This window comes from Cytobacillus gottheilii (assembly GCF_900166665.1).
Lineage (GTDB): Bacteria > Bacillota > Bacilli > Bacillales > Cytobacillaceae > Cytobacillus > Cytobacillus gottheilii_A.
Genome location: NZ_LT800494.1, coordinates 4169327 through 4194055, shown reverse-complemented (window position 1 = coordinate 4194055; position 24729 = coordinate 4169327). Strand labels below are relative to the sequence as shown.

The 24729-nt window shown below is 33.7% G+C and carries 20 protein-coding genes and 2 pseudogenes; 10 read left to right on the top strand and 12 right to left on the bottom strand.

What is annotated here, in order from left to right; translation table 11 throughout:
* Nucleotides 1–175: 175 nt before the first annotated feature.
* The 3 genes and pseudogenes from B7E07_RS24560 to B7E07_RS20605 all read right to left on the bottom strand — a co-directional run bounded on the left by B7E07_RS24560 (nt 176) and on the right by B7E07_RS20605 (nt 1612).
* On the bottom strand, nt 176–529 hold the full coding sequence (locus B7E07_RS24560) for a nuclear transport factor 2 family protein (RefSeq protein ID WP_257391560.1): 354 nt from the start codon (nt 527–529) through the stop codon (nt 176–178).
* Nucleotides 530–544: 15 nt separating this feature from the next.
* Nucleotides 545–1036, bottom strand: a pseudogene (dfr, locus tag B7E07_RS24555) (DfrD/DfrG/DfrK family trimethoprim-resistant dihydrofolate reductase); the annotation flags it as partial.
* 159 nt (nt 1037–1195) lie between these two features.
* Nucleotides 1196–1612: an NUDIX hydrolase gene (locus B7E07_RS20605; protein WP_080848679.1), complete on the bottom strand. Its 417-nt coding sequence runs from the start codon at nt 1610–1612 to the stop codon at nt 1196–1198.
* Between the two features lie 293 nt (nt 1613–1905).
* On the opposite strand from B7E07_RS20605, the gene B7E07_RS20600 reads away from it, so the two are divergent.
* Nucleotides 1906–3840 carry an AAA family ATPase gene (locus B7E07_RS20600; RefSeq protein ID WP_080848678.1) on the top strand — a complete coding sequence of 645 codons (1935 nt, stop codon included), beginning with the start codon at nt 1906–1908 and terminating at the stop codon, nt 3838–3840.
* 449 nt (nt 3841–4289) lie between these two features.
* Here B7E07_RS20600 and B7E07_RS20590 read toward each other — a convergent pair whose 3' ends face one another.
* The 3 genes from B7E07_RS20590 to B7E07_RS20580 are packed head-to-tail and all read right to left on the bottom strand — an operon-like array spanning nt 4290 to nt 5556.
* Complete coding sequence (locus B7E07_RS20590) at nt 4290–4766, bottom strand: hypothetical protein (RefSeq protein WP_080848676.1); 477 nt, start codon at nt 4764–4766, stop codon at nt 4290–4292.
* Between the two features lie 12 nt (nt 4767–4778).
* Complete coding sequence (locus B7E07_RS20585; protein ID WP_080848675.1) at nt 4779–5099, bottom strand: hypothetical protein; 321 nt, start codon at nt 5097–5099, stop codon at nt 4779–4781.
* A gap of 43 nt (nt 5100–5142) precedes the next feature.
* Complete coding sequence (locus B7E07_RS20580) at nt 5143–5556, bottom strand: hypothetical protein (protein ID WP_080848674.1); 414 nt, start codon at nt 5554–5556, stop codon at nt 5143–5145.
* Nucleotides 5557–5812: 256 nt separating this feature from the next.
* Here B7E07_RS20580 and B7E07_RS20575 point away from each other — a divergent pair, with 256 nt between their 5' ends.
* The 4 genes from B7E07_RS20575 (at nt 5813) to B7E07_RS20560 (ending at nt 8895) form a co-directional block, all read left to right on the top strand.
* The gene (locus B7E07_RS20575) at nt 5813–6043 is read left to right on the top strand and encodes a helix-turn-helix domain-containing protein (RefSeq protein ID WP_176215256.1); all 231 of its coding nucleotides are present in this window, start codon (nt 5813–5815) and stop codon (nt 6041–6043) included.
* Between the two features lie 317 nt (nt 6044–6360).
* Nucleotides 6361–6576, top strand: coding sequence for a hypothetical protein (locus tag B7E07_RS20570; protein ID WP_080848672.1), 216 nt, complete (start codon nt 6361–6363; stop codon nt 6574–6576).
* A gap of 2 nt (nt 6577–6578) precedes the next feature.
* On the top strand, nt 6579–7976 hold the full coding sequence (locus B7E07_RS20565; RefSeq protein ID WP_218970442.1) for an SNIPE associated domain-containing protein: 1398 nt from the start codon (nt 6579–6581) through the stop codon (nt 7974–7976).
* 115 nt (nt 7977–8091) lie between these two features.
* Nucleotides 8092–8895 carry a hypothetical protein gene (locus B7E07_RS20560; protein WP_080848671.1) on the top strand — a complete coding sequence of 268 codons (804 nt, stop codon included), beginning with the start codon at nt 8092–8094 and terminating at the stop codon, nt 8893–8895.
* Between the two features lie 130 nt (nt 8896–9025).
* Here the strand turns inward: B7E07_RS20560 and B7E07_RS20555 are convergent, their stop codons facing one another.
* From B7E07_RS20555 to B7E07_RS20535, 5 genes are all read right to left on the bottom strand, one after another.
* The gene (locus B7E07_RS20555) at nt 9026–9496 is read right to left on the bottom strand and encodes a GNAT family N-acetyltransferase (protein ID WP_080848670.1); all 471 of its coding nucleotides are present in this window, start codon (nt 9494–9496) and stop codon (nt 9026–9028) included.
* Nucleotides 9497–9566: 70 nt separating this feature from the next.
* Nucleotides 9567–10103 carry a hypothetical protein gene (locus B7E07_RS20550; RefSeq protein ID WP_139785677.1) on the bottom strand — a complete coding sequence of 179 codons (537 nt, stop codon included), beginning with the start codon at nt 10101–10103 and terminating at the stop codon, nt 9567–9569.
* Nucleotides 10091–11971, bottom strand: coding sequence for a tyrosine-type recombinase/integrase (locus B7E07_RS20545; RefSeq protein WP_080848668.1), 1881 nt, complete (start codon nt 11969–11971; stop codon nt 10091–10093). The genes B7E07_RS20550 and B7E07_RS20545 overlap by 13 nt, the downstream gene beginning before the upstream one ends.
* Nucleotides 11968–14142 carry a site-specific integrase gene (locus B7E07_RS20540; RefSeq protein ID WP_080848667.1) on the bottom strand — a complete coding sequence of 725 codons (2175 nt, stop codon included), beginning with the start codon at nt 14140–14142 and terminating at the stop codon, nt 11968–11970. Before B7E07_RS20540 ends, B7E07_RS20545 begins: the two co-directional genes overlap by 4 nt.
* Nucleotides 14143–14162: 20 nt before the next feature.
* A complete protein-coding gene (locus B7E07_RS20535) occupies nt 14163–15497 on the bottom strand; it encodes a tyrosine-type recombinase/integrase (RefSeq protein WP_176215255.1) in 1335 nt (444 codons plus the stop codon).
* 232 nt (nt 15498–15729) lie between these two features.
* Between B7E07_RS20535 and ligA the strand changes: the two are divergent.
* From ligA to pruA, 3 genes and pseudogenes are all read left to right on the top strand, one after another.
* Nucleotides 15730–17322: pseudogene (gene ligA / locus B7E07_RS20530) on the top strand (NAD-dependent DNA ligase LigA); the annotation flags it as partial.
* A 13-nt stretch (nt 17323–17335) separates the two neighbouring features.
* Nucleotides 17336–18505 carry a CamS family sex pheromone protein gene (locus tag B7E07_RS20525; protein ID WP_080848665.1) on the top strand — a complete coding sequence of 390 codons (1170 nt, stop codon included), beginning with the start codon at nt 17336–17338 and terminating at the stop codon, nt 18503–18505.
* Nucleotides 18506–18660: 155 nt separating this feature from the next.
* Nucleotides 18661–20208: an L-glutamate gamma-semialdehyde dehydrogenase gene (gene pruA, locus B7E07_RS20520; protein WP_080848664.1), complete on the top strand. Its 1548-nt coding sequence runs from the start codon at nt 18661–18663 to the stop codon at nt 20206–20208.
* Nucleotides 20209–20385: 177 nt separating this feature from the next.
* On the opposite strand, the gene putP is transcribed toward pruA, so the two are convergent.
* The gene (gene putP, locus B7E07_RS20515; protein ID WP_080848663.1) at nt 20386–21849 is read right to left on the bottom strand and encodes a sodium/proline symporter PutP; all 1464 of its coding nucleotides are present in this window, start codon (nt 21847–21849) and stop codon (nt 20386–20388) included.
* A 611-nt stretch (nt 21850–22460) separates the two neighbouring features.
* On the opposite strand from putP, the gene B7E07_RS20510 reads away from it, so the two are divergent.
* A complete protein-coding gene (locus B7E07_RS20510; RefSeq protein ID WP_080848662.1) occupies nt 22461–22898 on the top strand; it encodes a YueI family protein in 438 nt (145 codons plus the stop codon).
* A gap of 454 nt (nt 22899–23352) precedes the next feature.
* The gene (locus tag B7E07_RS20505) at nt 23353–24699 is read left to right on the top strand and encodes a sodium-dependent transporter (protein WP_080848661.1); all 1347 of its coding nucleotides are present in this window, start codon (nt 23353–23355) and stop codon (nt 24697–24699) included.
* Nucleotides 24700–24729 lie beyond the last annotated feature (30 nt).

Below are 24729 nucleotides of genomic sequence, written 5' to 3'. Positions count from 1 at the left end.
ATAATAACCCTCTTGTTCCTTTATTGGGGATTAGTTACTTTTATTATTTTCATTATTTTTAAAGGATAGAGGCTTTTGTTTTTGCGTTGGATGTCCGATGCAACCATGTGTAATATTCTTGCTACATTCTCCATTTTCATTTGGAATGGTTAGCAATAACTTGATAAGTTTATTATTATTGAGCTGGAGTTCCTTGATGGAATACCATTTTCCATTTACCATTGGTTAATTTCCAAATGGAACTTCGTAATGCAAGTTTACTATCGTTATGTCTAAATGTTCGATACGTTACAAGTAGAACATTTGATGCTAATAATTTAATATTAAAATCTGTTACTGTGAATTGTATCAAATTAGTAGTATTTCTATTTCTAACTGCATCAAGCTGTGCTTTTTTATCATAGGTGTTTCCTGAACTTCCAAATTCAAAAAAATCATCTGCAAGATACTCGTCTAATTCTTTATAATCGTAATTCATTAATCGCTTTTCAAGATTAAGAATATGTTCTTCAAGTGATGAATGTTCCATCAAACTCTCTCCCTGTATAAAGCCTTTTCTTTCATAAATATGAAAAAAGTAGTTGTAAGGGTTTTTGTCATCCATAACGCCTTTTTCAACAGAGACTTCTTTCCATTCATCAAAATTAACTTCAGGAAAAAACGTATCTCCTTCAAATTCATGGTGGATTCTTGTAACGTACATTTTTTCAACATAAGGTAAGAACAATTTGTAAATTTGTTCTCCCCCGAAAATAAAAATCTCTTCTTCGTTTTTACACAACTCAAAAACATTTTGGATTGAATATACAATTTCACAGCCATCAAATTTAAAATCTTTATCCCTGGTTAAGATAATATTCCTTCTATGAGGTAAAGCCTTTCCAATTGATTCAAGGTTCTTTCTACCTAATACGATTGGATGCCCCTTTGTTGTATTTTTAACATATTCCCAATCTCTCGGTATTCTCCAAGGAATGTCATTCTCATAACCAATTACTCTATTCTTATCCATCGCAACAATTAAAGAAATTTTCATATGAAACACAGCCTTTTTTAACTATTTTATCATGTGTTTTTTTATTCTTATTAAAAATCCTTGTTCAATTACCCTGCTCGTTAGTTAAATAACTTCAACAAAAAAGAGCATCAATCCTCTTGGATTAACGCTCCCGTTAGCGAAATAACCAAAAGAGTATTATTCTGTTTGTAAAGTATATTTTGCACCCGATTCGTTAAGCATTTTTGAAATTCCTTCTGGATGATATGGCATTAATCGGTCTGCTTCTTCTAAACTCACCCATTCAACTTTTATGATATTTTCTTCTTCTGGAATTTCTTCAGGTCGTTTTGTGATTTGTCCATGATAAGTAATAAAATAAACATGATTTTTGTCTAAAAAAGCCTCGTTCAAAGCAATAATATTGCCAACCTTAATATCATATCCTGTTTCTTCCTTAACTTCTCTTACGGTCGCTTCTCGTAAGGTTTCACCTGCTTCAACTGCACCTCCTGGTAAAGACCATGTACCATTTTTGTTGAATACCATTAAGATTTTGTTTGTGTTTTCATCAAATAATAGTGCATACACAACATCAACTCGCTGAAAAGCCATTTCTTTATCCCCTTTGTAAACCAAATTTATGGTTATAATAGAAAGTTCTCTTTCAATAAACCTGTCCGTTAGCAATAGCACAGTTTCAATTTATTAATATATTAGTATCTATACAGTTTCTTTTTGAGAATTGATTCATAATGCTTAATAAACATTCTACCATAACATACATCGATTAAATGCCAGAAACACTCGTTTCCTTTTATAGTGATAAGGAGTTTGGAGGAAAAGTTGAAATATTAGGAAATATGTTACAATACTACTTATATAGTGAGTTTGAAGGAGTGTTTTAAATGAGGCTGGGCCATTTAGAAATAAAGAATTATAAATCGGTTGATTATTTAAGGATTCATATAGACTCATTGACAGCAATCGTTGGAAAAAATAACTTTGGGAAATCAACAATTTTAGATGCTATTCAATGCTTTTATGGAGAAAAGGCTATTGAGGCAGATAACTTCCATTTAGGAACAGATGAAGACATTGAAGTTAAAATTATCTTTGATGACATTACTGATTACGATATTGAAAGATGCTTTGGATATAACACAATGGTTGCAAAAACAAATTTAAAAATAAAAGAGCGTATTGATGATGATGAATTTGCAAATAAACAATTAGAAAAATTAAAGAGTGATAGAGATAAGAAGTTTAAAGAAGTAAATGAAAAGTATAACATCAATTACCCGAATAAATGCACAATTACAGTTACTTTTTCATACTCAAAAAAAGGAAAGGCAACTTATAAGATAGATGATAATACTAACATCACGAAATCTGATTTATTCAAATTTTTACCACCTATTAAAGTCATTTCTGCAATAAGAACACCCGACAAAGAAACTACAGCAGGTACAAAATCCAATTTAAAAGAACTAATATCTTTACTTCAAAGCGAAAATGATTCTGAGGATTACATAGAAATGCCTAAAATTGATGGTAAGCTATCATATGGGGAAATAAAGACACTGATATCTAAAAAAGAAGAAGAAAAATGTAAATATCTATCGGAAGATTTAACGAAAAATTTTCAAAACGCTATTAATACTGATTCCTTATCTGTGAAAGTTAAGATTGATAACTCTTTCAAATTTGATTTTAAATATAAGACAGTTTTAGAGGATAAGGATATACCAGGTAGAGAGATAGATATACTCTCTTGCGGAACAGGTTTACAAAGTATGATGATACTGTCCATTTTACAGACTTATATAAAACTTAAGAAAGATGACGACTTTATTTTATTGATAGAAGAACCCGAAGTTTATTTGCATCCATCATTACAAAGAAAAATGATTAGTACATTGCTAAAAATCAGTGAAAGAAATCAAATCATTTTAACCACACATTCCCCAATAATCATAAGTAAGATTGATAAGGGGAACATACATTGCGTCAATAAAGATAAGGGAGTCACATTATTGGTAGAAGCATCTGTAGAAAATATCGTTCAAGAGTTAGGAGTGCAAATATCCGACATATTAAATAAACAGGCTGTTATATTTGTAGAGGGTAAAGATGATGCTCGATTGTTTAGTCTCCTTATCAATAAAATTGCGAAACAAAAAGGTTTGGAGACGAACTTTGCTGAAAAGTATATTGATATGATTCAGACAGATGGATTTGATAAAATGAGTTTTTACGCTAATGCTCAAATATTGCATAAGGATGCTGTGAAGGCCCCTTATTGGGTAATTACCGATTCGGATGGAGAGTATATCGAAGACAGAAAAAAAGATTTAATGGAAAAAGGAAAAGCAAATGGTCTGAATATAAGAGAAGAACAGTTTAAAATCTTATCAGAATATGCAATAGAATCCTATTTTTTAGCTCCAATATTATTGGAACATGTATTTGCGTTTAATGAGAAGGAATCCACTCTTTTACATGATACTTATTTTCAAAAATATGAAGAGGCATTATGTAGTCTAAGGCAAGGAAAAGGAATTATAAATAAGAAAACCTTTAGAAGTAACTATAAGCCTAAAATAATGTTCTCTAATATAGATAAGCCAGAAGAGATTATCGAGCTTATTTTAGATAAATACTATAGTGCAGATGTTGAATTCAAGGAATTAAGAAATAAACTTATAGAAGAATGGAATAATCAAAGTGACCCGATAGGATACTTTATCGACCAATCAGATTATTCAGTTCTTGTTAATTCTAAAATGAATGAAGTGATAACTCATTTAGACGAAATAATTGAATCTATAGTAGGTAAATGAGTCAATTATTGAATATAAATACGATATTTCTATTAATTATTGCGGGATATCCTGAAATTGGCGGAGTGTTTATTATTTTTTCTGTCCTGTACGAATTAGTTAAGGAGTAATTATAATGAAGGATAGTAAGGAAAATTGCCCATTCTGTAATGCTAATCTCCAAGGGGAACTAATACCAAAAGAGCAACAGAAATCCTATGGAGCGACTCATTTCACAAGAAAAATTGGCATATACGACCTTTGGAAGGACCAGACAGTTATATGGAAATGTCCTGATTGCGGAGGTGAATGGAATAGATAATAATTGTTGAGCAATACGCAGAGAAAAGTCATTAAATAACTAAAGGTAGCGGATACTAATCCACTACCTTTTTTCGTGCTCATTTCGATGTGATTTCTCAATCAATTAAACTTCTAAAACACGAATTTTATGCCATGATTTATTTCTTTTATTTTCTATCTAATAATCTACGTAGAGTATCCGCACACGCAAATGCCTGAAAACGCTGTTCTTCTTTAAATTCATCTGCTTCTTTGTTAAAAGTGTATTTAATAGACCAAATGGAATTAGTATCAAGCACACGAAAAAAGATATATAAAATGTTGTTTTGCTTATCGAATTTGTACTCATAGTCTTTTTTCATTTGAGGTCCAAATTTTAATACTTCTTGTTCAACCATTTCCACACATTTTCGTTCCATTTCTTTTTCTTCCAAAATTCCTATCAACTCCCTTCGGGTTTCTTTGGACAGGTTTTTAACCATTGTTTCCATCCCAACATTAGTCAAGAGGAGATTAAGCATTTTTATTCTTTCTGTTTCGTCAAAGAAGATATCGTTCTGGTACATCTCTATTTTTTCTGGGGTGTTTTCTTCGTATTGTTGATAGGTTATTTTTTGTGGTTCTCTGCGAGGAATAACTTCCATTTTCAACTCTCCTTAACTTTGATTCTTTTGCTTTTCCCGAATCTCACTTAATGCTTTTACAAAATGTTCTTCGTTTTCTAAGACTTTTAGTATCATGTCATCATTCAGGTTCGTATGCACCGCCAATTTAACCATCAATTTTATTTTTGCATCTATTATTCCACTGTCATAGCCGTTTTTATGTCCTTGAGCATAAGCAGTAAAGAAAGTATCTTTTAGTTGATTATGGAAATTGTTATATAAATCATTGATTGAATTTCCGTTTTCTTCACAAAACTCACCAAAGGCTCTATTTAATTCCCACGAATAAATTAATTCATCCATTTTACTCATTTGTCACCCTCCATCAGAACCAATATATTACATCCTTTATAATTCATTTTTCAATGCCTTTAATAACGATAAAATGGAGTAATTCCCAGGGATTTGTACACATTAAAGGACTAATAACTTCATAAGTAATTCCAATTGATAATTTCTTTAAATTTTCAATTTTACTTCTTATATCAAAATCTTGAAAATAAAAGGTGAATCCTCCTATATTAATCTGTAAAACTCCATTTGTAATAGAAAAAGTGATTTTATGTTTTTTATCAGTATATATTCGATTATTGTACATCTCTAACTTCCCTTCTACAGTACAGGAAATTACCTCTTCTTTAATCTTCTTTAGTCTTATTTTACTGATACTCTCCATAAATGAATCAAATTCTCCCTGTCCAGTCATGGAAAAATGTATATATGCTGTGTTTTTATCTACATCTTTCAATGACCAATATTCCACATTCATATTGTACCTCCTGTAAAAAATAATTACTTTTTTTCTTCAACTAAAATAGAATAATAAAAAACACTTTATCCCCTTTTAGAGAATAAAGTGTTTTGAGTTTATACTATTTGTTAAATTTAATCCTGGAAAATTCATATAACTTACCTCTTACCTTGCAAAAAGACTTTTATAATGACTTGTTTATTATAATCAATTTATTGTTAAATGTCACTTATAGTCTGTAGATATATAGTATGCATTTTTCTAAATTGAATCTATGGAAGATAAATATATTAAAATTCAATTTGGACTTGCTGTAAAAAAATTCAGAGTATCGAAAAACATTTCTCAAGAAAAGTTCGCTGAAATAGTAGGCCTTCATAGAACTTATATAAGCGAGGTGGAGCGTGGAACAAGGAATGTTTCTTTAATAAATATCGTCAAAATAGCAGAAGGCTTAGAAATTAAGACCTCTGAACTTTTTCTTGAAATAGAAAAAGAAATATAGATTCAAAATTAAAACGTCTTTTGAAGGGCGTTTTTTATTTTGCGTTTAAAATAAATACGGATAAGTATAACTGATATCCTCTAATCTAAAATCGAAAATGTATCTCGTCTTATTTTTATACACAATTTGTCTTGCTGTATCAGTGTACATTTGTAACCCCTTTTGGTAAAAGGTCAGGATATAAACCAAGTCCATATTTCCTTAAAGAATATAACAAATGTGGTTATATTTACCTATAAAGTGGTATGATTATTATACATTGTGAGGTTCAAGAAGTTTTTTTATAGAATGAGTACACAGAGTTTAGGGGGACTACCATGAATAATAACAGATGGTATCTATCAACCTGGTTTATTTGCATTTTATTTTCTCTTTGGTTTCTGATTATCCCTTTAATAATGGGTTTGGTTTTATTATATCGTCAAAAGAAAGATTATTTAGAAAATAGTCTTAAAGTAAAAGCATACATACAAGGAAAAGAAGAGGAGTTACTAAAACGTAAGGAAAAACTTGCTCAAAGAGAAAAAAATTAGAAATGCAAATGATTCAAAAACAAAAAGAGTTAGGGATATTAACCTTTACGAAACAACTAAAAATGATATCAATGATAAAAGCGAATAAGGAGGAGTTGAGAACCTATAAAGAAACAGTTAAACAAAGAGAAAAAAATTTAGAAATGCAAATGATTCAAAAACAAAAAGAAACAGCGATTATAACACTTACCCAACAATTAAGAATAATCTCAATGATGAAAGCTAAACAAAAAGAATTAGAGAATATAGAAACATCTATCATTGATAGGAAACAAAGACTGAAGGAAGTTTTTAAAAGAAAACACCAGGATATAGAAAAGTTAAACATGAAAATTCGGACTCTTAAACAGGAATTAATCAATTTAGAAGATGAAGCATTATATCTATCGTTTGGGTTCTATGATAATAAATTTGATTTTGATAGTTCAGAAGAGTATTCAAAATTTTTAGGGTTAGTTAGACAAAAACAAAAAGATTTGGTAAGGGATAAACTTGCTACAAATCATCATAGTTCTTGGACATTAAATGGAAGCTCAAGAAAAGGAACTGCACAAAATAATCAAAATATAAAGATAGCAATTAGGTCTTTTAATCATGTATGTGATTCTATCATAAGTAAAGTTAGATTTAATAATGTAGAGGTTGCTGAGAAAAAGATTAGAACTGAGTTTTATAATATTAATAGACTGAGTAGGTATAATTCAATAGAGATTACGGAAGAGTATCTTAATTTAAAAATAGAGGAGCTTTTTTTGGCTTATGAGTATGCTCAAAAAAAACAAGAGGAAATTGAAGAGCAACGAAGAATTAGGGAACTATTAAGAGAGGAACGAAGGGCCCAAAAAGAATTAGAAGAAGAGTTAAAGAAAATAAAGAAAGAAGAACAACACTTATTAAACGTATTATCCCAACTTTCATCACAAATTAGTGAACATGAAAAGTTTCAATATAATAATAGATTAATTGAAATAAGAGAACAAATCGAACAAGTAGATTACAGAGTAAAAAATACCAAAGCGGGTTATGTATATGTCATATCCAACATTGGTTGCTTCGGTGAGAATGTTTACAAAATTGGTATGACCAGAAGATTAGACCCATTAGACCGAGTGAGAGAACTTGGAGGAGCATCCGTTCCTTTTCATTTCGATATTCATGCTGTAATATTTTCAGAAGATGCTCCAGCTTTAGAAGCAAATCTTCATAGAGCATTTCATCATAGGAGAGTAAACAAAATAAATCAACGCAAGGAATTTTTTAAGGTTGATATAGCAGATATAAAAAAGGTTATAAATCAATCACATAATAAATCTGTTAAATTTAAAATGATAGCAGAAGCAAAAGAATTCCGAGAAACACAAGAATTAGAGAAAAATGTGGCTAAACAGCACATCATATAATTTTATGAAAGAATACATTATGACGGCAAGTTCCAAATTGGTAAATACAGAAAATCGAACCATTTGACAAAATTGGCTCTGCAAATTAATTTTATTTAAAATAGGAGTGTATTGCATGGACTTTTATGGAGTAAGAAATGGAAAAATTAATTTATCAGACTTAAAAATTTCATTTAAAAAATTCAGGGAATTTTTTTTTGATACATACTTGTATTTCGAGGAAAAAAAATATTTTAAGTTAGCTTTTAATGGTCATCATTCTCGACCAAAATTAATGGCCCCAAGCCCAGAAGCATTTCTCTTTAAACATGTAGGAAATCAAGATGTTTTCCCGATTGAACAGTATTATCATAGGTTTGATAAGACTACTGTTTTTACCCTAATTGAAATACTTCATCAATATATTTGGAACATTGAGGACTTTGATGTATTTGACATATTTGATGATGCACAAAATACAGCTCAAGCAGAATTTAGAAACGAAATAAATAAATACCTTATTCATTTAGAAGATGGTTATTTATTATCAGAAAAAGGTTATATTATAGATTTACCCGATGACGGACTTGGAAATCTGATAACACGTAACCTACCTGAACATACAAGTGATACTGTTACTGAACAAGTAGAGACTGCTATTAAAATGTTTTTTAAATATGATTCCAATATAGAAGAAAAAAGAAAAGCAATAGCAATATTAGCTGACATTTTAGAGCCATATAGAAAAGATTTAAAAGAATACACTACTAAGAAGCATGACAAAATAATATTCGATATAGTAAATAATTATGGAATTCGACATAATGACATTGAGCAAGTAGATGATTATGATAAACCTGTATGGTACGAATGGATGTTTCACTATTATTTATCTACTGTCCATGCTGTTTTAAGATTAAAGAAAGAACATTACAAATAATCATATAAAATAGAGAAGAGCCTCATAAAAAAGCCGAAAACATGCAAGAAATAAATAAAAACTTGCATGTTTTCGGCTTATTGATAATTTTGGAATTTAAACAAAAGCTACCCTTTAGTATTACTTTTTCTTAACAATCCTTTTTATAAAAAATAAGGGTTGCGTTATCGTTTAACTTCTTGCTAACTCCTGTTTTGTTATAGCCTATTTTTTCATATAAATAACAATTTCCTTCTTCCTCTAATATTGTAGCTAATTCCCAAGTGGTCGCTTGAGGGAACATTTCTTCAATTAAAGTTATAGCCTTATAAGCTATCCCTTTTCCTTGATAAGAAGGTAGAATAAACATTGGGCTTATCCAAAACTGTACGTCTTCTTTCCAAAAAACGCAGATAGCACCTACAAGTTTATTGTCAGCTAATATCTTATAAAAACCACCATTGCGATTATTTATTCTTGTTATTACTTTTTCGATAGTTTTATTTGCTGGGTTGGTTTCAAAATCTTTGTACGTATCCAACAAAGGCATAAAAGCCTTAACTTGAATATCAAAAATAACTTGGGCATCATTCTCTATTGCTTTTTCTAACCTAACCTCCATAACCTCGCCCCATTGTTTGACTTTTTTCAAAAATGAGAAATTCAGTAACAAGCTCAAATTAACTATTAATTTATTTTAAATTAGGCATTACTGTAACTTTGGAGGTATTTACACTTAAGTCATTATTGTCCTTTGTATTCTTGTTTTTTAAGTGGTTATATTTCTCATGCAGTTCTTTGTTTTCTTTCTTTACACTTTTTAAATTATTTTCTAACAACGTGATTTTCCTCCGCATGAGTTCCAGGCCAACATCTCTTTCTGACATGACTTTGACTTTATTTTCGAGTTCTGCTATTCTCTCTAAATGTTTTTCAATTTTCCTAATAGGGTCAGAGTCATTGTACTCGCTTATCCTGAATTCAATATACTTCTTTAAAAGCTCATTATTATAAATAGTTTGTCTTGCAATTTTTGATTTTGTAGCTGTATTGTTAATGGATGGTCTGGTGTTTTTGATAGCATTCTTAAATTCTTCCTGTACTGTGAATGCCTCACTTAAAACCCTCTCTATTTTTTTTAGATGTTCCCAATTTTTCGGTTCAATTAAATCAGTTTGTATATCCATTTTTTCTAAGGTAAGAGTGATAGTATCAACTAATTCAGCCACGCCTTGACCTCCTTATAGATAGTTTCATAGTTATCAACAAAATAGGATATTTGTGGGTACTTTTCTTTGATGTGGATTTCACCTTTTAACTTTGTTTCTTTTTCCAATTCTTCAAGTTCTGGGATTAAAAACTTCTCTACAATATATCGTAACTTGTTGGTTTCTTTCTCAACAGCCTTCTTGAATCCCTTTTCTTGATTGTATTTAATTGTTTTTAATAAAGTGGTATATTTTTCATAATTTATATCTACCATAAAAAAGGAGTGAAATAGATTCGTACACATACCGTATGCACAATACAAGTTATCCGTTCCATCGCTTTTACTGCACTCTCTAATAGGACCACTCTTTATGCAGATACCCCCATTCTTAGCTCTAATGGGCATTTTCTTTGTCAGTCCACTAATGATTTCATCTAAATCCGTAGCAACATTTAGATTCGACTTTTTAATATACTCGTTAATACGTAGCATTAAGGTATCTTTACCATCACCCATAACTTGTGATTCGCCTGTAACAAGCATCTTCATTACAGATTCTGCTAATTCTTTTTCTTTGGCTAAATCCTGTTCCCGTCTATAATAACCATAGGTAATTTCTTTTGTTAAATGGTTCATATGTCTTTGAACGTAAAATATTGGAACACCTTGATTGATTAAATCATTGCACAATCTCACCCTAAATTGATGTGGGCGAGGGGTACTTATAGTATCTGTTGGTTTGTAATTTTTAAGATATTCAATGCTTACTGCATTACGCTCCATCAATATTCCGATATTTTGATGATGAAAATTTGGATACTTTTCTTTTACGTTAATACAACCGATTTCTTTTCCATGTTTTAAGGAGATGTTTACTAACATTCTGGATAAAGCATTTTCAGTAACAGGCAGTGTTTTTGCCTTTAAAGGTACAAATAGCAGACTGCTATTTATTTCTTTTCTTCTGTCCTTATAAATTTTTTCTAAAGTTTGATAAGCTCTACATGCTATATCTGTCATGGTGGTATTTACTTCCTTAAAGTTTCCATTTCCTTTTACGCCTTTTGATGTTTTATAACGCATGTAATAGGCTGTTTTCGTACCATTAAGTATTTTTACGCTTTCTAAACTATTTATCGGAATATCACAAATCTCTCCGTTTCTTAGTCCAGTTTGGGATAATAAAATGACCATTGCTGAAATCCCTCTGTCATCAATTGAGGCATTTTGGTTATCCATAATATTACTTAGGCAAGATAATAAGTTGTCCAAGTATTCATCTGGTATCGTATCCCATTTGTTAGATTCTCTTTGTGCTTTTAGCTCTTGGCTTTCCTTTTTCGTAAGATTTAGGTATTTATTTATTTCAACCCAATCAATTTTATTGTAGTTATTTGAATAGAATTGAAAAAAGTCGTTAATGCAATTTTTATAACTCCGAATAGTATTAGGTGCAAGATGACTTTTTAAATCAATGTATTTTTTTACTGTTTGAGGGCTGACATATTCAAGAGAATTTATGTCGGAGTTTGATAGGTACTTTACGAAATCCTTTATATTCCCAAGAGTTTTGTAGATAGTTTGAATCTTATCCTTATCTTCCCACACTTTTGTCAGAGCAAAAAACTTTAACTGTTCTTTAAATGCAATATCTATCTTTGTAAAATCAAAAGTAGACTTTCTTTTGGGAACACGTTCAAGAGTGACTGAATTAAAATCCCATACATCGTCTGAAAAGAAAATTTCACCAGAAACTATTGGTAGTTTATCTATTCTTTTTATATGATTGAAGATTCTATTCGTGGTTACACCTTTTAAGACAGAATCATCATATTCATTTGGAAATAGCCACTGAATATTGTTAATTTCTTTTAAAGTGCCATTCATCTTACAGTCTTCTCCTTAAGCTCTAATAACTTCCTTAGATAAGCAAGATAAAGACGTTTTATAGTGACTAAACGCTCTTTATCTGTAGGTAATTTAGCTGATTTGATTTCATTATCAATACTTCTAATCTTTTCTTCGTAAAAGGGTATCCTATCAATAGTCGCTATGAAACCCGAACACATTAAACAATCTAAATTATCATCTTTTCTGATACAAGATTCGTATGGACAGTATCCGCATTGGTCATTTACAAGGTCCTCGTTTTTATGGTCTGTTTTAGCGACTATATTTCCCCTGATAGTAGGATTTCCTATGACGACCATATGGGTTGCTTCAAGGTAATCATTAATTTTTTCAGCAACATAGTGATTGGTGGTTGTACTAATATTTTTGTGATTAGTTAAAGCCTTTAGCTCCAAATCTGACAGGTTATTCCTAATGGCATATTCTAATGATTTAGTCATGTAGGTATCTCTTAAATTTTGTGCTGTAAAAGGGTCAATACCTAATTCTAAACAAACTCGTTTTAGGTAATCCGAAAAAGTTCGGACACTTATTACATTAAAGTACAAATTTGAATATTCATGAATAAAAATATGTTCCTTAATGGCGTTATCATTACATTTATCTCTTACTACTTGAGTGAATTGTATAGCGGTTTCAATATACCTTCGAGTAAAAGGGGTAATTGGTATTTCTACGATTTTTCCATCTGTGACTTTTGTATTCGATTCTAAGTAATACTCCTTTTTTACGCCCTTTTTTAAACAATTCACTTTTAGATTTATAATCTGAGAAATCCTAAATTCTGTAGCTATGGCAATATGGAAGACAATATAGTATAGGGTGTTTAAATAATTGTCTTGTGATTTTTCTTTTAATTTAGCTTCTATTTTTAATAGATTTTCATTTGATATATCTTTGGCGGAATTTCTTACTTCCTTAGATTTAGTTACTAAATATTTTAATCCACTTATTTCAACATTATAAAGATTGTTTTCGAGAACATAATTGAGAAAAGTTTTTACATTTGAAATGTACTGAACACTTTTGTTATTTGTTTTTATGAATTGTGCGTAAGAGAATATTTCCTCTACACTAATGGAATCTTGTTTATCAATTGATTTTGTCATTTCTTTTATACTGAATTTATTCTTCAGGTCATATATGAAGTTTAGGAATTTAATGATTATATATGCTTGGTCAATTCTTGCGGCCAAACTAACTTTAGAATTCCAAAACCAGTGTTTGACACAATATTTTAAAGTTTCATCTTTACATAAAGAGAAGTCTATGGGTTTATATGAAAAGCTATTAATTTTAGTTGTTTTATTTTCAGCACCGTTTGGCATAACTAACCATTTATCAAATTCTGGAACGGGGTCAAATGGGTTTAGAGGGATAGGGAGATATCCCTCTTCGTAATTCCTGTTAAAACTGACTGTTTGAAGCATATTTCCATCTATACCGTCTCTCCAATGTAGTATGTCCTTCCCTTCGGGAAGACTTAAGAGCTTCAAATAGAACTTTTTTAATAAGGTTAGTAGAGTGATTCTATATTTAAAATCTTTGAAAAAATAGTATTGTTGTTTAAAAGTTTTTGCATTAAAATCAGTTATCTGATTAATTACTACACCGTTAAGGCTTTTTTGAAAGTTTTCGTAAAAATCAAAACTACGTGCTGTGGTATTATGAACAACAAAATCTCTAAGCAAATATGAAAGATAGGGATTTGTGCAATCATTTATATAACATGAGGTACGTTGTTTGTTTTTAAAAACAATTAAATTGTGTGGCAAAAGTGATTTATAGAAAAGCTGGAAAAGTGCCTCGACTAAATTTTTGGTATGAACAGCTTTAAATGTTTCAACTATCTCTGAATAAACTCCATTGTAGCAATCGTTTTTTATAAATTCCGATATTAACCTACATGTACATTCTTGCATCTCTTGAGTCAGGCTCTTATTAAATAGTTCTTGAAAAAACTCCCAAGTTATTGAAGAGGTATCTATATTTTGAGGTATAAGGTCTATAATCTTATTCACAATATGAACATCGAAACTGGAGTATTTTGTATATCCCTTAGATTTTGTTTTATTAAAAAATATATCTATGATTTCTTGAATTTTTTCATCTTTAAAAGTAAATATGCTTGGGATACTCGATGTCATTTCATTTCCACCTTTAAATTTTAAATAGTCAGTTCTGGAATAACTTCATAAATAGATTCAACTAAACTCGTTTTCTGCTCTATAATCTCTTCATCGGTTGGGCGATAATAATGTTTTACAGAATTAATGTTATTATGTCTTAGAAGATTTTTTAAAGTGAGTGCATCAACATTTTTGTATTTAACCATGAACATTGCGTATCCATGTCTGAATCGATGACTTAAATTATGCTCTCGCTGTTCTTTATCGACATTCAATCCAGCTTTTTTGAAAATATCTCTTAATGTTTTACCCCATAAATTTTGGCTTAAAGGTCTGCCAATACTGTTAATAAATACATAGAAATTTTCAGTATTATCATCTTCAACCGAGTCGGCATATGTGTATTTTTGATAATTGCTTTGAAATTTAAGGCTGTCGTTTAAATGAAATTCGTTTACGTAGTCATTAATTTTGTCTAATAAGGCATCGCTCAAATAAACAACTTGATAACCTATATCCTTTGTTTGATACCTTTTTGTTTTATATTCTTTTTTATCTTTAGGAATCATACGCCATTTAGCTAATTGGTCAGATGAATCCGAACAGCGATTACGTATATATATAAAGTTGCCCTTATCATTTATAGCAATATCTTCATTTGTAATTCCAAGTGCCTCACCAAGACGTAAACCATTCTCAAACATTAAACGGACTAAACATTCCTCTCGGAGTGTGTATTCCTTTCTAATAACATCAAGAATTTGCTTAAAGTCCTCAACACTTATATATCTGGGAGTGCTTAACTCAGGTTTGTAATCTTTGAAGCTAACATCATATTTATATATTTTCATAGGAGAATCCGTCTCGTCATTATATATAAGTTTATAATCTGTACTTTTTTTAAGAAGAGGTGACTTATCATAACCTAAATACAAAATGTAACTCCTATAAAGAGCGATATAAGTATTGATAGTTGAGGGGCTTCGTAAGGTAACTAAGTCTAACTGATATAAAGTTCCCTTTTTTGAGATTCCTTCAAGAAATGAAAATAAGTTTTGGACATCATTTTTTAAAAGCGAATCAATTTTTAAATCATATAGTTCTAAAAACGAATATAATAATTTTAAGGCATTTAATACGGTATAACGATGGTTGGGAGAAGCACCTTGAAGTTCAAAATTTAAGTAATCAAAAACTTCAGGTATTGGATTCATTTTCATGTCGTATAGAAAGACATATTCGATACCCTCATAAACAACTTTTGCATTTTGAAAATGTACTTTTTCTTTTAAAGTAACTTCTCCATCTTCTGTAATGAATTTTTTTTCAAAATATATACCATCATGAGAAGTGCATTCAGTTATCAAATACATAGAATTATCCCCTTGAAGAACATTTTGTAAATATATTAGCATTCACAATATAATTTGACAATTTGTATTTTACCGATAAAGTTTTTTGGTGGAGAGTAATCACTTTTTAATGGGAAATAGTAGAAAGTGTATTTTATTTGGTTGTCTAAATCGTTATAATGTAAAATGGTTTAGTAAATTGTAGTATTTAAAGGCTTTTGATATAATTGTACAAAAAGTGTTTTACTGATAAGGATACATTGGCGAGAATATTACAGCCAATTTACGCACAATCCGCTCCATTCCCCTTCGTTTAAAGAAAGACGTTTCGATTGAAGTGCGCGGCGAGGCATTTATGCCTAGAAAGTCATTTGAAGCCTTAAACCAAGCAAAAGAAGAAAGAGGGGAAGAAGCGTTTGCGAATCCGCGGAATGCTGCTGCTGGCTCATTAAGACAGCTTGATCCGAAAATTGCTGCTTCCAGAAATCTCGATATTTTTGTCTATGGACTGGCAAACGCTGATGAGCTTGGAATATCTGCTCATAGTGAAGGCTTGGATTATCTCGATCAGCTTGGCTTTAAAACAAATAAAGAACGAAAAAAATGTGCTTCTATAGAAGAAGTCATTGAATATGTAACTGACTGGACAGAAAAAAGACCTCAATTATCATACGATATTGATGGAATTGTAATAAAAGTAGATGGGTATGAACAGCAGGAGCAGCTGGGAACCACGGCTAAGAGTCCAAGATGGGCAATTGCTTATAAATTTCCAGCTGAAGAAGTTGTAACAATTTTAAAAGACATTGAACTCAGTATTGGACGCACTGGTGTTTTAACGCCGACAGCTATATTAGAACCAGTAAGAGTAGCAGGTACAACCGTCCAGCGAGCGTCCCTGCACAACGAAGACTTGATCCGCGAAAAAGATATTAAAATCGGTGACCATGTGGTAGTCAAGAAAGCGGGCGATATCATTCCAGAAGTCGTTAATGTTCTGCCAGAGCGCAGGACAGGAGATGAAGTCGATTTCCAAATGCCTTCTGTTTGTCCAGAATGCGGAAGTGAGCTTGTCAGACTAGAAGGAGAAGTAGCTCTGCGCTGCATTAACCCGAAATGTCCAGCTCAAATACGTGAAGGACTAATCCACTTTGTTTCGAGAAATGCCATGAATATTGATGGATTAGGGGAAAAGGTAGTCAGCCAATTGTTCTCAGAGCAATTAATTGAGGATGTGGCTGATTTATATAAGCTAACGTTTGAGCAGCTTATTCAACTGGAAAGAATGGGCGAAAAATCAGTACAAAATCTCTTAAGTGCAATTGAAGCTTCTAAAAAGAATTCGCTAGAGAAGCTTTTATTTGGACTGGGAATTCGGCATGTTGGAGCGAAAGCGGCAAAAACATTAGCCATGACTTTCCACTCAATGGAACAGTTAAGCACCGCCACTCGTGAGCAGCTGATCGAAATTAATGAGATTGGTGACAAAATGGCTGATGCCATTGTCTCTTATTTTGAGCAGGAAGAAGCTGCAGAATTGATCCAAGAACTAAGGGATGCTGGATTGAATTTGGAATACCTAGGTCCAAAACGAATTTCAGCAGAAGATATCGATTCTATTTTTGCAGGAAAAACGATTGTGTTAACAGGTAAACTGGAGCTTTTCTCAAGGAACGAGGCAAAAGAGAAAATTGAAGCACTTGGTGGAAATGTATCAGGGAGTGTAAGCAAAAAAACGGATATTGTTATTGCTGGTGCAGATGCAGGTTCAAAGCTGAAAAAAGCTGAGGAACTGGGCATCACGGTATGGGACGAGGAGAGACTTGCTGAGGAACTAAACAAGTAAGAGGTGAAGAATCGTGAAAAAAACATTAATGGCGACTGTTTCTCTTTTGCTCGTGCTGACAGGATGTGCTCCTAACTTCAGCAAACAGGAGGAAGTCATTCAAGAAGACGAGAACTCAAAAGAAACAGCGATCATACCAAACTACAAAATTTCAGATGACTATTATAAAACGCTTCTTCCTTTTGAACCAAGTGAGGCAAGGGGGCTAGTCGTCAATAATATAAATACAAAGTATGACCTGACTGAATTTGAAACTGGTTTAATGAGGGTTGCGCAGAATAGCTTCGACACGGACAATTACTTTTTTCAGGAAGGACAGTTTCTAAAAGGTGCCACAGTCCGTTCATGGCTTAACCGCAAGTTTACTCCAGCGCAGCTGGCTGAGCGAAACTTAGAGGAAGCTGACAATGTTGGTTTAAATCCGCTTGATGATGAAAAAGGGGATATTGATGAACGCAACACTAAAAGTCCGATCTATCTCGCTCATATTTTAGAGCATAATTACCGGATTAAAAGTGAGGGCGACACAGTCAAGCTTGGTGGTGTGGTGATTGGTCTTGCATTAAACTCGGTTCACTACTATCAAAAAGAGCAGTATGGTGCAACATATGAAACGAAGATTGAACACAGTGTTCTAGAAGCAGAGGGTAAAAAGATGGCTGCAGAAGTGCTGACTCGTCTTCGGAATATGGATGAGCTTAAAGACGTTCCTATTACTATTGCTCTCTTTAAACAAGCCAGCAGAACCTCTGTTGTACCAGGGAATTTTATTGCCTATGCGGAGGCTGGAAAAGGAAGCGGCAAGCTGGGAGAATGGAAGAATGTAGCGGAAAAATATGTACTGTTTCCTTCTGATGATGCTGAAAAAAATCACCGTGATGACAATACCGCTTTTAAAAACTTTAAGCAGGATGTAGAAGCATACTTCCCTAATTTCAACGGAGTCATTGGCAAGGCCTTTTATGCGGGTGACCAGCTGCGGGATCTTACTATTGATATTCCAATTCAATTTTATGGAAAAGCAGAATCAGTTGGATTTGCGCAGTATACGGCAAGTTTAATCATGAAGCATTTTCCAGAGTATATATCTGTTCAGGTAAATATTACGTCAGTGAATGGCCCTGAAGCGCTTATTGTGAGAAAACCAGACGATACAGAACCTTTTGTTCATATTTATGATTAAAGGCAATGATTGAAGAAATTTAACTAAACATGTTAAAATAAACATTGGGAAAATTCTATAAAAACAGCTGCTGTATTAGGGATGAACTGTAAAATATTACATGCATCATCCCTTCCATACATATACAGTGCAATAGTACATAGGAGGCGTTAACGATGGTACAACCTTACAAGCATGAGCCTTTCACGGATTTTAAAAATGAAGAAAATCGTGAAGCATATTTACAAGGGTTAAAAACAGTTGAAAGCTATTTAGGTCAAGATTACGATCTTTTAATTGCAGGAGAACGTGTATCAACTGAAGATAAAATTGTATCGATTAATCCGTCTAATAAAGAGGAAGTAATTGGCCGCATTTCCAAGGCTAATCGTGATCTTGCAGAAAAAGCAATGCAGGGTGCAGTGGAGGCGTTTAAATCTTGGAGAAAAGTAAAGCCTGAAACACGTGCAGATGTATTATTCAAAGCAGCTGCGATCATTCGCCGCCGCAAGCATGAGTTTTCCGCATTGCTTACAAAAGAAGCTGGAAAGCCTTGGAATGAAGCAGATGCTGATACAGCTGAAGCAATCGACTTCCTTGAGTATTATGCTCGTCAAATCTTAACGATTAAAGATGGTGTACCTGTTAACAGCCGTCCAAATGAATATAACCGTTATGATTACATTCCATTAGGAGTTGGAATTATTATTTCTCCTTGGAACTTCCCGCTTGCCATTATGGCTGGTACAACGGTAGCAGCTATTGTAGCTGGAAATACCGTATTATTAAAGCCTGCTTCTACAACACCAGTAGTTGCTGCAAAATTTGTTGAAGTAATGGAAGAAGCTGGTCTTCCTGCTGGCGTATTAAACTTTGTACCAGGCAGCGGAGCTGAGGTTGGCGACTACTTAGTTGACCACAAGGACACTCGCTTCATTTCATTCACTGGATCTCGCGATGTAGGTTTACGCATTAATGAGCGTGCATCTAAGCTAAACGATGGACAAATCTGGCTAAAGCGCGTAATCGCTGAAATGGGCGGTAAAGATACAATCGTAGTTGATAAAGAAGCTGATTTAGAGTTAGCTGCTCAATCAATCGTTGCGTCTGCATTTGGCTTCTCTGGTCAAAAATGTTCTGCATGTTCACGTGCAGTTATCGTAGAAGATGTTTACGATCAAGTGTTAAATCGTGCGGTTGAATTAACAAATGAATTAACAGCAGGCAACCCTGAAGATCAAACTCACTTTATGGGACCAGTGATCGACCAGGCAGCATTTGATAAAATTATGAGCTATGTTGAAATTGGAAAACAAGAAGGCAAGCTTATGACTGGTGGAGAAGGAGACAGCTCAAAAGGATTCTTCATCAAACCAACTATTTTTGCTGATCTGGCAGCTGATGCTCGTCTCATGCAAGAAGAAATCTTCGGACCAGTTGTTGGTTTTACAAAAGCGAAGGATTTCGATCATGCTATTGAGATTGCTAACAACACGGAATACGGCTTAACAGGAGCAGTCATCACGAAAAATCGTGAACATATCCAAAAAGCACGCGAAGATTTCCACGTTGGAAACCTTTATTTCAACCGCGGCTGTACTGGCGCAATCGTTGGTTACCAGCCATTTGGCGGATTCAACATGTCAGGTACAGACTCTAAAGCTGGCGGTCCAGACTATATCCAGCTTCATATGCAAGCTAAGACTACATCTGAAATGTACTAAAATAGACGAAAACTCCCTCTTACGCAGAGGGAGTTTTTCATTTCTAAAACCGTAAATAAGCAGTATAGAAGAAAATTTAACATATAAAAAAGTTCTCCTTGCAGGCCCGCCAGTCATAAGTTTGCTTTACTAGCAGAAAAGAAGATGACACTCTCTTGACCATGATAGGTCTAATTCCTAGAGCTTAGATTTATATAAGTTGTATTCTTCCTGTACCTGCTTGCTGGGACTGCTGCCCATTAGGCTGAAGATCATAATAGCGATCACACCAAATAGAAATCCTGGTGCAAGTTCATATAGATCAAAGATTCCGCCTTCAATCTGCGACCAGATTATAACGGTTGCTGCTCCTGTAATAATTCCAGCTATGGCACCATTTCGATTCATTCGTTTCCAGAATAGGCTCAGCACAATGACAGGACCAAACGCTGCCCCGAATCCTGCCCAAGCATAACTGACGAGTTCCAGTACCTTACTATCAGGATTATATCCTAGCAATATAGCAATAATTGCAATGCCGATTACAGCGATTCTGCCAACAATCATCTCTTCTTTTTTCGAAGCATTTCTTCTGAAAATTGATTTATAAAAATCGTTTGCAAGTGCACTGGAAGAAACGAGCAATTGTGAATCAACAGTACTCATGATTGCTGAGAGAATGGCTGCGAGTAAAAAGCCGGCAACAACCGGATTAAATAATACCTGTGTTAATAAGATAAAAACAGTTTCCGAATTTTCGAGCGGAGTCTCCGCAAAATAAGCAATTCCGGTAAAGCCAATAAAAATAGCTCCAAACAAAGATAATACCATCCAGCCCATTCCAATAAATCTTGCTTTCGGAATATCCTTAGTCGAACGTATACCCATAAATCGAACAAGTATATGAGGCTGTCCAAAGTATCCTAATCCCCATGCAAGCAAAGAGACAACGCCAATTACGGTTGTGCCGGAATACACATTTAAGAATGAAGGATCTATGCTGCCAATTGTATTAATGGTCTCATTCCAGCCACCAAGCTCAAAGATAACAACTACTGGAATAATAATCAGGGCAAGGAACATGAGAATTCCTTGAATGAAGTCTGTCCAGCTCGCTGCCAGAAAACCGCCAAAAAAGGTGTACGTGACAATCACCAAAGCTCCGATCCATAAAGCTGCAATATAATCCATTCCAAAAGAGTTTTCTAGTAATATAGCTCCTCCAACCAAACTAGAGGAAGTATAAAAAGTAAAGAATACTAGAATGACAATAGCAGAAATCACCCGAAGAATTTTAGAGTCATCCTTAAATCGATTTTCAAAGAAATCAGGGATTGTAATAGAGTTATCGGCAACTTCTGTATAAACACGCAAAGGCTTTGCGATAAATTGCCAATTAAGGTAGGCGCCAATAGCCAAACCGATTGGAAGCCATATCTCGCTCATTCCCCCAACATACATGGCTCCTGGCAATCCGAGCATGAGCCAGCTGCTCATATCAGAAGCACCAGCACTCAATGCGGCAACACCAGGGCCAAGTCCCCTTCCGCCAAGCACATAATCAGATAAATCCTTAGTTTTTCGTGCGGCCAAATAGCCAATAACAATCATTCCAATTAAATAGATGATGATAGAAATGAGTGTAGGAATATTTATGTCCATTGTATTATTCTCTCCTCTTCTCAGTGTAATAAGTAAATGCGGATAGAATCACTAATAAAGGCATTGGCACAAGCAGCCAAAACCAGGTTGCTGCAGCTAACCCCATTTTTTCACCTCCTTTGTATAGTTATATTCAGGTGTATACATTTCATGAAAAAATCCAATTTGTTTCCACCTGGGAAAATGCACTATCCATCATAACATAGGTAGATCACTATGTCTTTTTAGTCCAACTGCTGTTTATGTCGAAATGTATAAAAATTCACTATAATGACTTATTTACGCAATCATACGGATGTAAAGACATATCTATACAATCAAATTAATAAAATTAAATCTGTAACATCTAATATGTCTAGAGTTGCCGATAGATTTTGACAACCATTCTTAGGAATAACTTGAATAAGTGCGCATAGTGTTGAATAGATACATCACAATTAGGTTAAATCATATATAGCAAGTGTTTCAAGAAGTATTAAAGGTGTAAGAGTAAGCCTGGAGTACCAACACTGACCAATGTTATAATTCACATAACATATGCGAACATACATATTAATCAAACGTTTGATTGAATGGTAAGGGGTTGAATAAATTCAAGCTGGAGGTGCAAGATGGCTGATCATGTGGACGAATATTTGCAAAAAGGAATGTACGGCGAAAAACAGACAAAACCAGATGAGCGCAGGAAGTTCCTGGGGACGTTAAGAGAAAGAATCGTAATCGCTTTAACACAGCCTCAAGTTCGAAAAAGCGGAGTGAACAAAGAAGCAGAGAAAGCAATGCAGGAAAACCGTGAGGCACATCTCTACTTAAACGGAAACATGAATTATGAGTATTTATCAAAGTACATGAAAGCAGCATCAAAGTATCATATTGAATACACAATGGTCACGAATAAAGACCATAATACTGATATTGGGCTTGTACTGGCTTATGATTATGCGATCGATAAAGAAAACATCTTTGTGGATGAGGGGCAGCCACAATTGACACCTGAAATAAAGAAACCTAAGAAAGGTTTTTTTGCGAAATTATTTAAGGGCAACTAAAACATACTAAGACATAAGTATTCAGCGTAACCACAGAAGCGAATGAGTAGGAGGTTAATCTTTCTAATCATCCGGTTTTTATTTGTTTTTAACATTTAATATTTCTAAACATGAGTGAAATGGAGCGGAGGCCCTCGACTCCTGCGGGCTGAAGAGCAAGGGTGATACCCCGCAGGAACGGAGTGACGAGGAGGCTTAGCTTGCTCCCCGCGGAAAGCGAGGGTCCGCAGCGCAGGTGGAACGGGCTTGTTTAAATACCAAACCAGGATTATAAATATTCGTGTCTAAAAAATATTAATTTCGTTTTGCCCTAGCCTCTTTTTGTACTTTTATATACAGGATTCTAGAATTCTCCTACCTTCTAACAGCTTCTTACATCAGAAATTAGTAATGAAAGAAGTCATAACAATAATATAATAGATATGAATTCAAGTAATGGAAGGAAGAAGGCAGAATGAAGCAAAATGAACAATGGTCATCTAAAATAGGCTTTATTTTAGCCGCAGCAGGTTCTGCAATAGGGTTAGGGGCAATATGGAAATTTCCTTATATTGCAGGAACAGGCGGGGGTGGAGCTTTTTTTCTAGTTTTTCTTGTATTTGCTTTATTAATTGGCTATCCATTGCTTGTCGGTGAATTTATTGTAGGCAGGAAGGGACAGGATAATGCTGTTTCCATCTATAAAAAAATGGCGCCGAATTCGATGTGGCCGCTTTTAGGACGAGCTGGAGTACTGATTGGAATCTTAGTGCTATCTTTTTACAGTGTCATTGGCGGATGGATCATCCTTTACTTGTGTGAAGCGTTAACAGGCGGTTTGAATGGACTCTCAATACATGAATACGGGGTACTATTTGAAGAAATTATTTCTGACCCGCTAGCGACATTGGTTGGGCAGTTTGTTTTTATTACACTTACGGTGATGGTAGTGGCAAAAGGTGTGCAAAAAGGCATAGAAAAGGTCAGTAAAATACTAATGCCTGTTTTGTTTGGATTATTTATTATCGTCGTTATCCGATCGCTGACACTCGATGGTGCAGCAGAGGGGGTAAAATTTTTACTTGTACCTGATTTTGGGCAATTAACTTCAGAGTCTATTTTATTTGCGCTCGGACAGGCTTTTTTTACAATTAGTTTAGGTTCTTCTGTAATGGTTACATATGCATCCTATTTACCAAGGTCACAAAACCTGCCGCGCTCAGCCTTCTTAATTATCGCAATGAATTTATTTGTGTGTTTGCTTGCTGGTCTCGCAATTTTCCCTGGAGTTTTTTCCTTCGGGATTGAGCCAAATGCAGGACCGCCTCTCGTATTCATCGCCCTTGCTGCGGTGTTTGCTCAGATGGAATTTGGTGTATTCTTTTTTAGCTCGTTCTTAATCCTGTTTCTATTTGCTGCCTTAACATCAGCCTTTTCTATGATAGAGATTGCTGTATCGGTAACGGCAAAGCAAGATCCTGTAAAAAGGCAGAAGTATACTTGGATGTTTGGGCTGCTTATTTTTCTCATTGGAATTCCTTCTGCCCTCTCTTACGGCATCATGGAGGATGTAAAGCTTTGGGATAAAACCTTTTTTGATTTAGTCGATTATGCAGCAAGCAATGTCTTAATGCCGCTTGGAGCTTTTTTTACCTCTTTCTTTATTTCGTTAAAAATAAAGAAAAGTGACTTGTTGAGGGAAATGAAGCAGGGTGCAGACGTTTCACTTCCATTATTTCATACATGGTACTTTCTGGTAAAATATGCTGCACCTGCTGCAATCGTGGTTGTTTTCTTAGATGTTCTTGGTGTGCTTTTTTAAAAGATCTTCTGAGAATTATTCATATTTATA

Coding starts and splice junctions, on each gene's coding strand:
- B7E07_RS20545 (WP_080848668.1), bottom strand. CDS start 11,971: ATGAATGGCACTTTAAAAGAAATTAACAATATTCAGTGGCTATTTCCA.
- B7E07_RS20590 (WP_080848676.1), bottom strand. CDS start 4,766: ATGGAAGTTATTCCTCGCAGAGAACCACAAAAAATAACCTATCAACAA.
- B7E07_RS20565 (WP_218970442.1), top strand. CDS start 6,579: ATGCAAATGATTCAAAAACAAAAAGAGTTAGGGATATTAACCTTTACG.
- B7E07_RS20570 (WP_080848672.1), top strand. CDS start 6,361: ATGAATAATAACAGATGGTATCTATCAACCTGGTTTATTTGCATTTTA.
- B7E07_RS20560 (WP_080848671.1), top strand. CDS start 8,092: ATGGACTTTTATGGAGTAAGAAATGGAAAAATTAATTTATCAGACTTA.
- B7E07_RS20605 (WP_080848679.1), bottom strand. CDS start 1,612: ATGGCTTTTCAGCGAGTTGATGTTGTGTATGCACTATTATTTGATGAA.
- B7E07_RS20580 (WP_080848674.1), bottom strand. CDS start 5,556: ATGAATGTGGAATATTGGTCATTGAAAGATGTAGATAAAAACACAGCA.
- B7E07_RS20575 (WP_176215256.1), top strand. CDS start 5,813: ATGGAAGATAAATATATTAAAATTCAATTTGGACTTGCTGTAAAAAAA.
- B7E07_RS20585 (WP_080848675.1), bottom strand. CDS start 5,099: ATGAGTAAAATGGATGAATTAATTTATTCGTGGGAATTAAATAGAGCC.
- B7E07_RS20540 (WP_080848667.1), bottom strand. CDS start 14,142: ATGACATCGAGTATCCCAAGCATATTTACTTTTAAAGATGAAAAAATT.
- B7E07_RS20600 (WP_080848678.1), top strand. CDS start 1,906: ATGAGGCTGGGCCATTTAGAAATAAAGAATTATAAATCGGTTGATTAT.
- B7E07_RS20555 (WP_080848670.1), bottom strand. CDS start 9,496: ATGGAGGTTAGGTTAGAAAAAGCAATAGAGAATGATGCCCAAGTTATT.
- B7E07_RS20510 (WP_080848662.1), top strand. CDS start 22,461: ATGGCTGATCATGTGGACGAATATTTGCAAAAAGGAATGTACGGCGAA.
- B7E07_RS24560 (WP_257391560.1), bottom strand. CDS start 529: ATGGAACATTCATCACTTGAAGAACATATTCTTAATCTTGAAAAGCGA.
- pruA (WP_080848664.1), top strand. CDS start 18,661: ATGGTACAACCTTACAAGCATGAGCCTTTCACGGATTTTAAAAATGAA.
- B7E07_RS20505 (WP_080848661.1), top strand. CDS start 23,353: ATGAAGCAAAATGAACAATGGTCATCTAAAATAGGCTTTATTTTAGCC.
- B7E07_RS20535 (WP_176215255.1), bottom strand. CDS start 15,497: ATGTATTTGATAACTGAATGCACTTCTCATGATGGTATATATTTTGAA.
- putP (WP_080848663.1), bottom strand. CDS start 21,849: ATGGACATAAATATTCCTACACTCATTTCTATCATCATCTATTTAATT.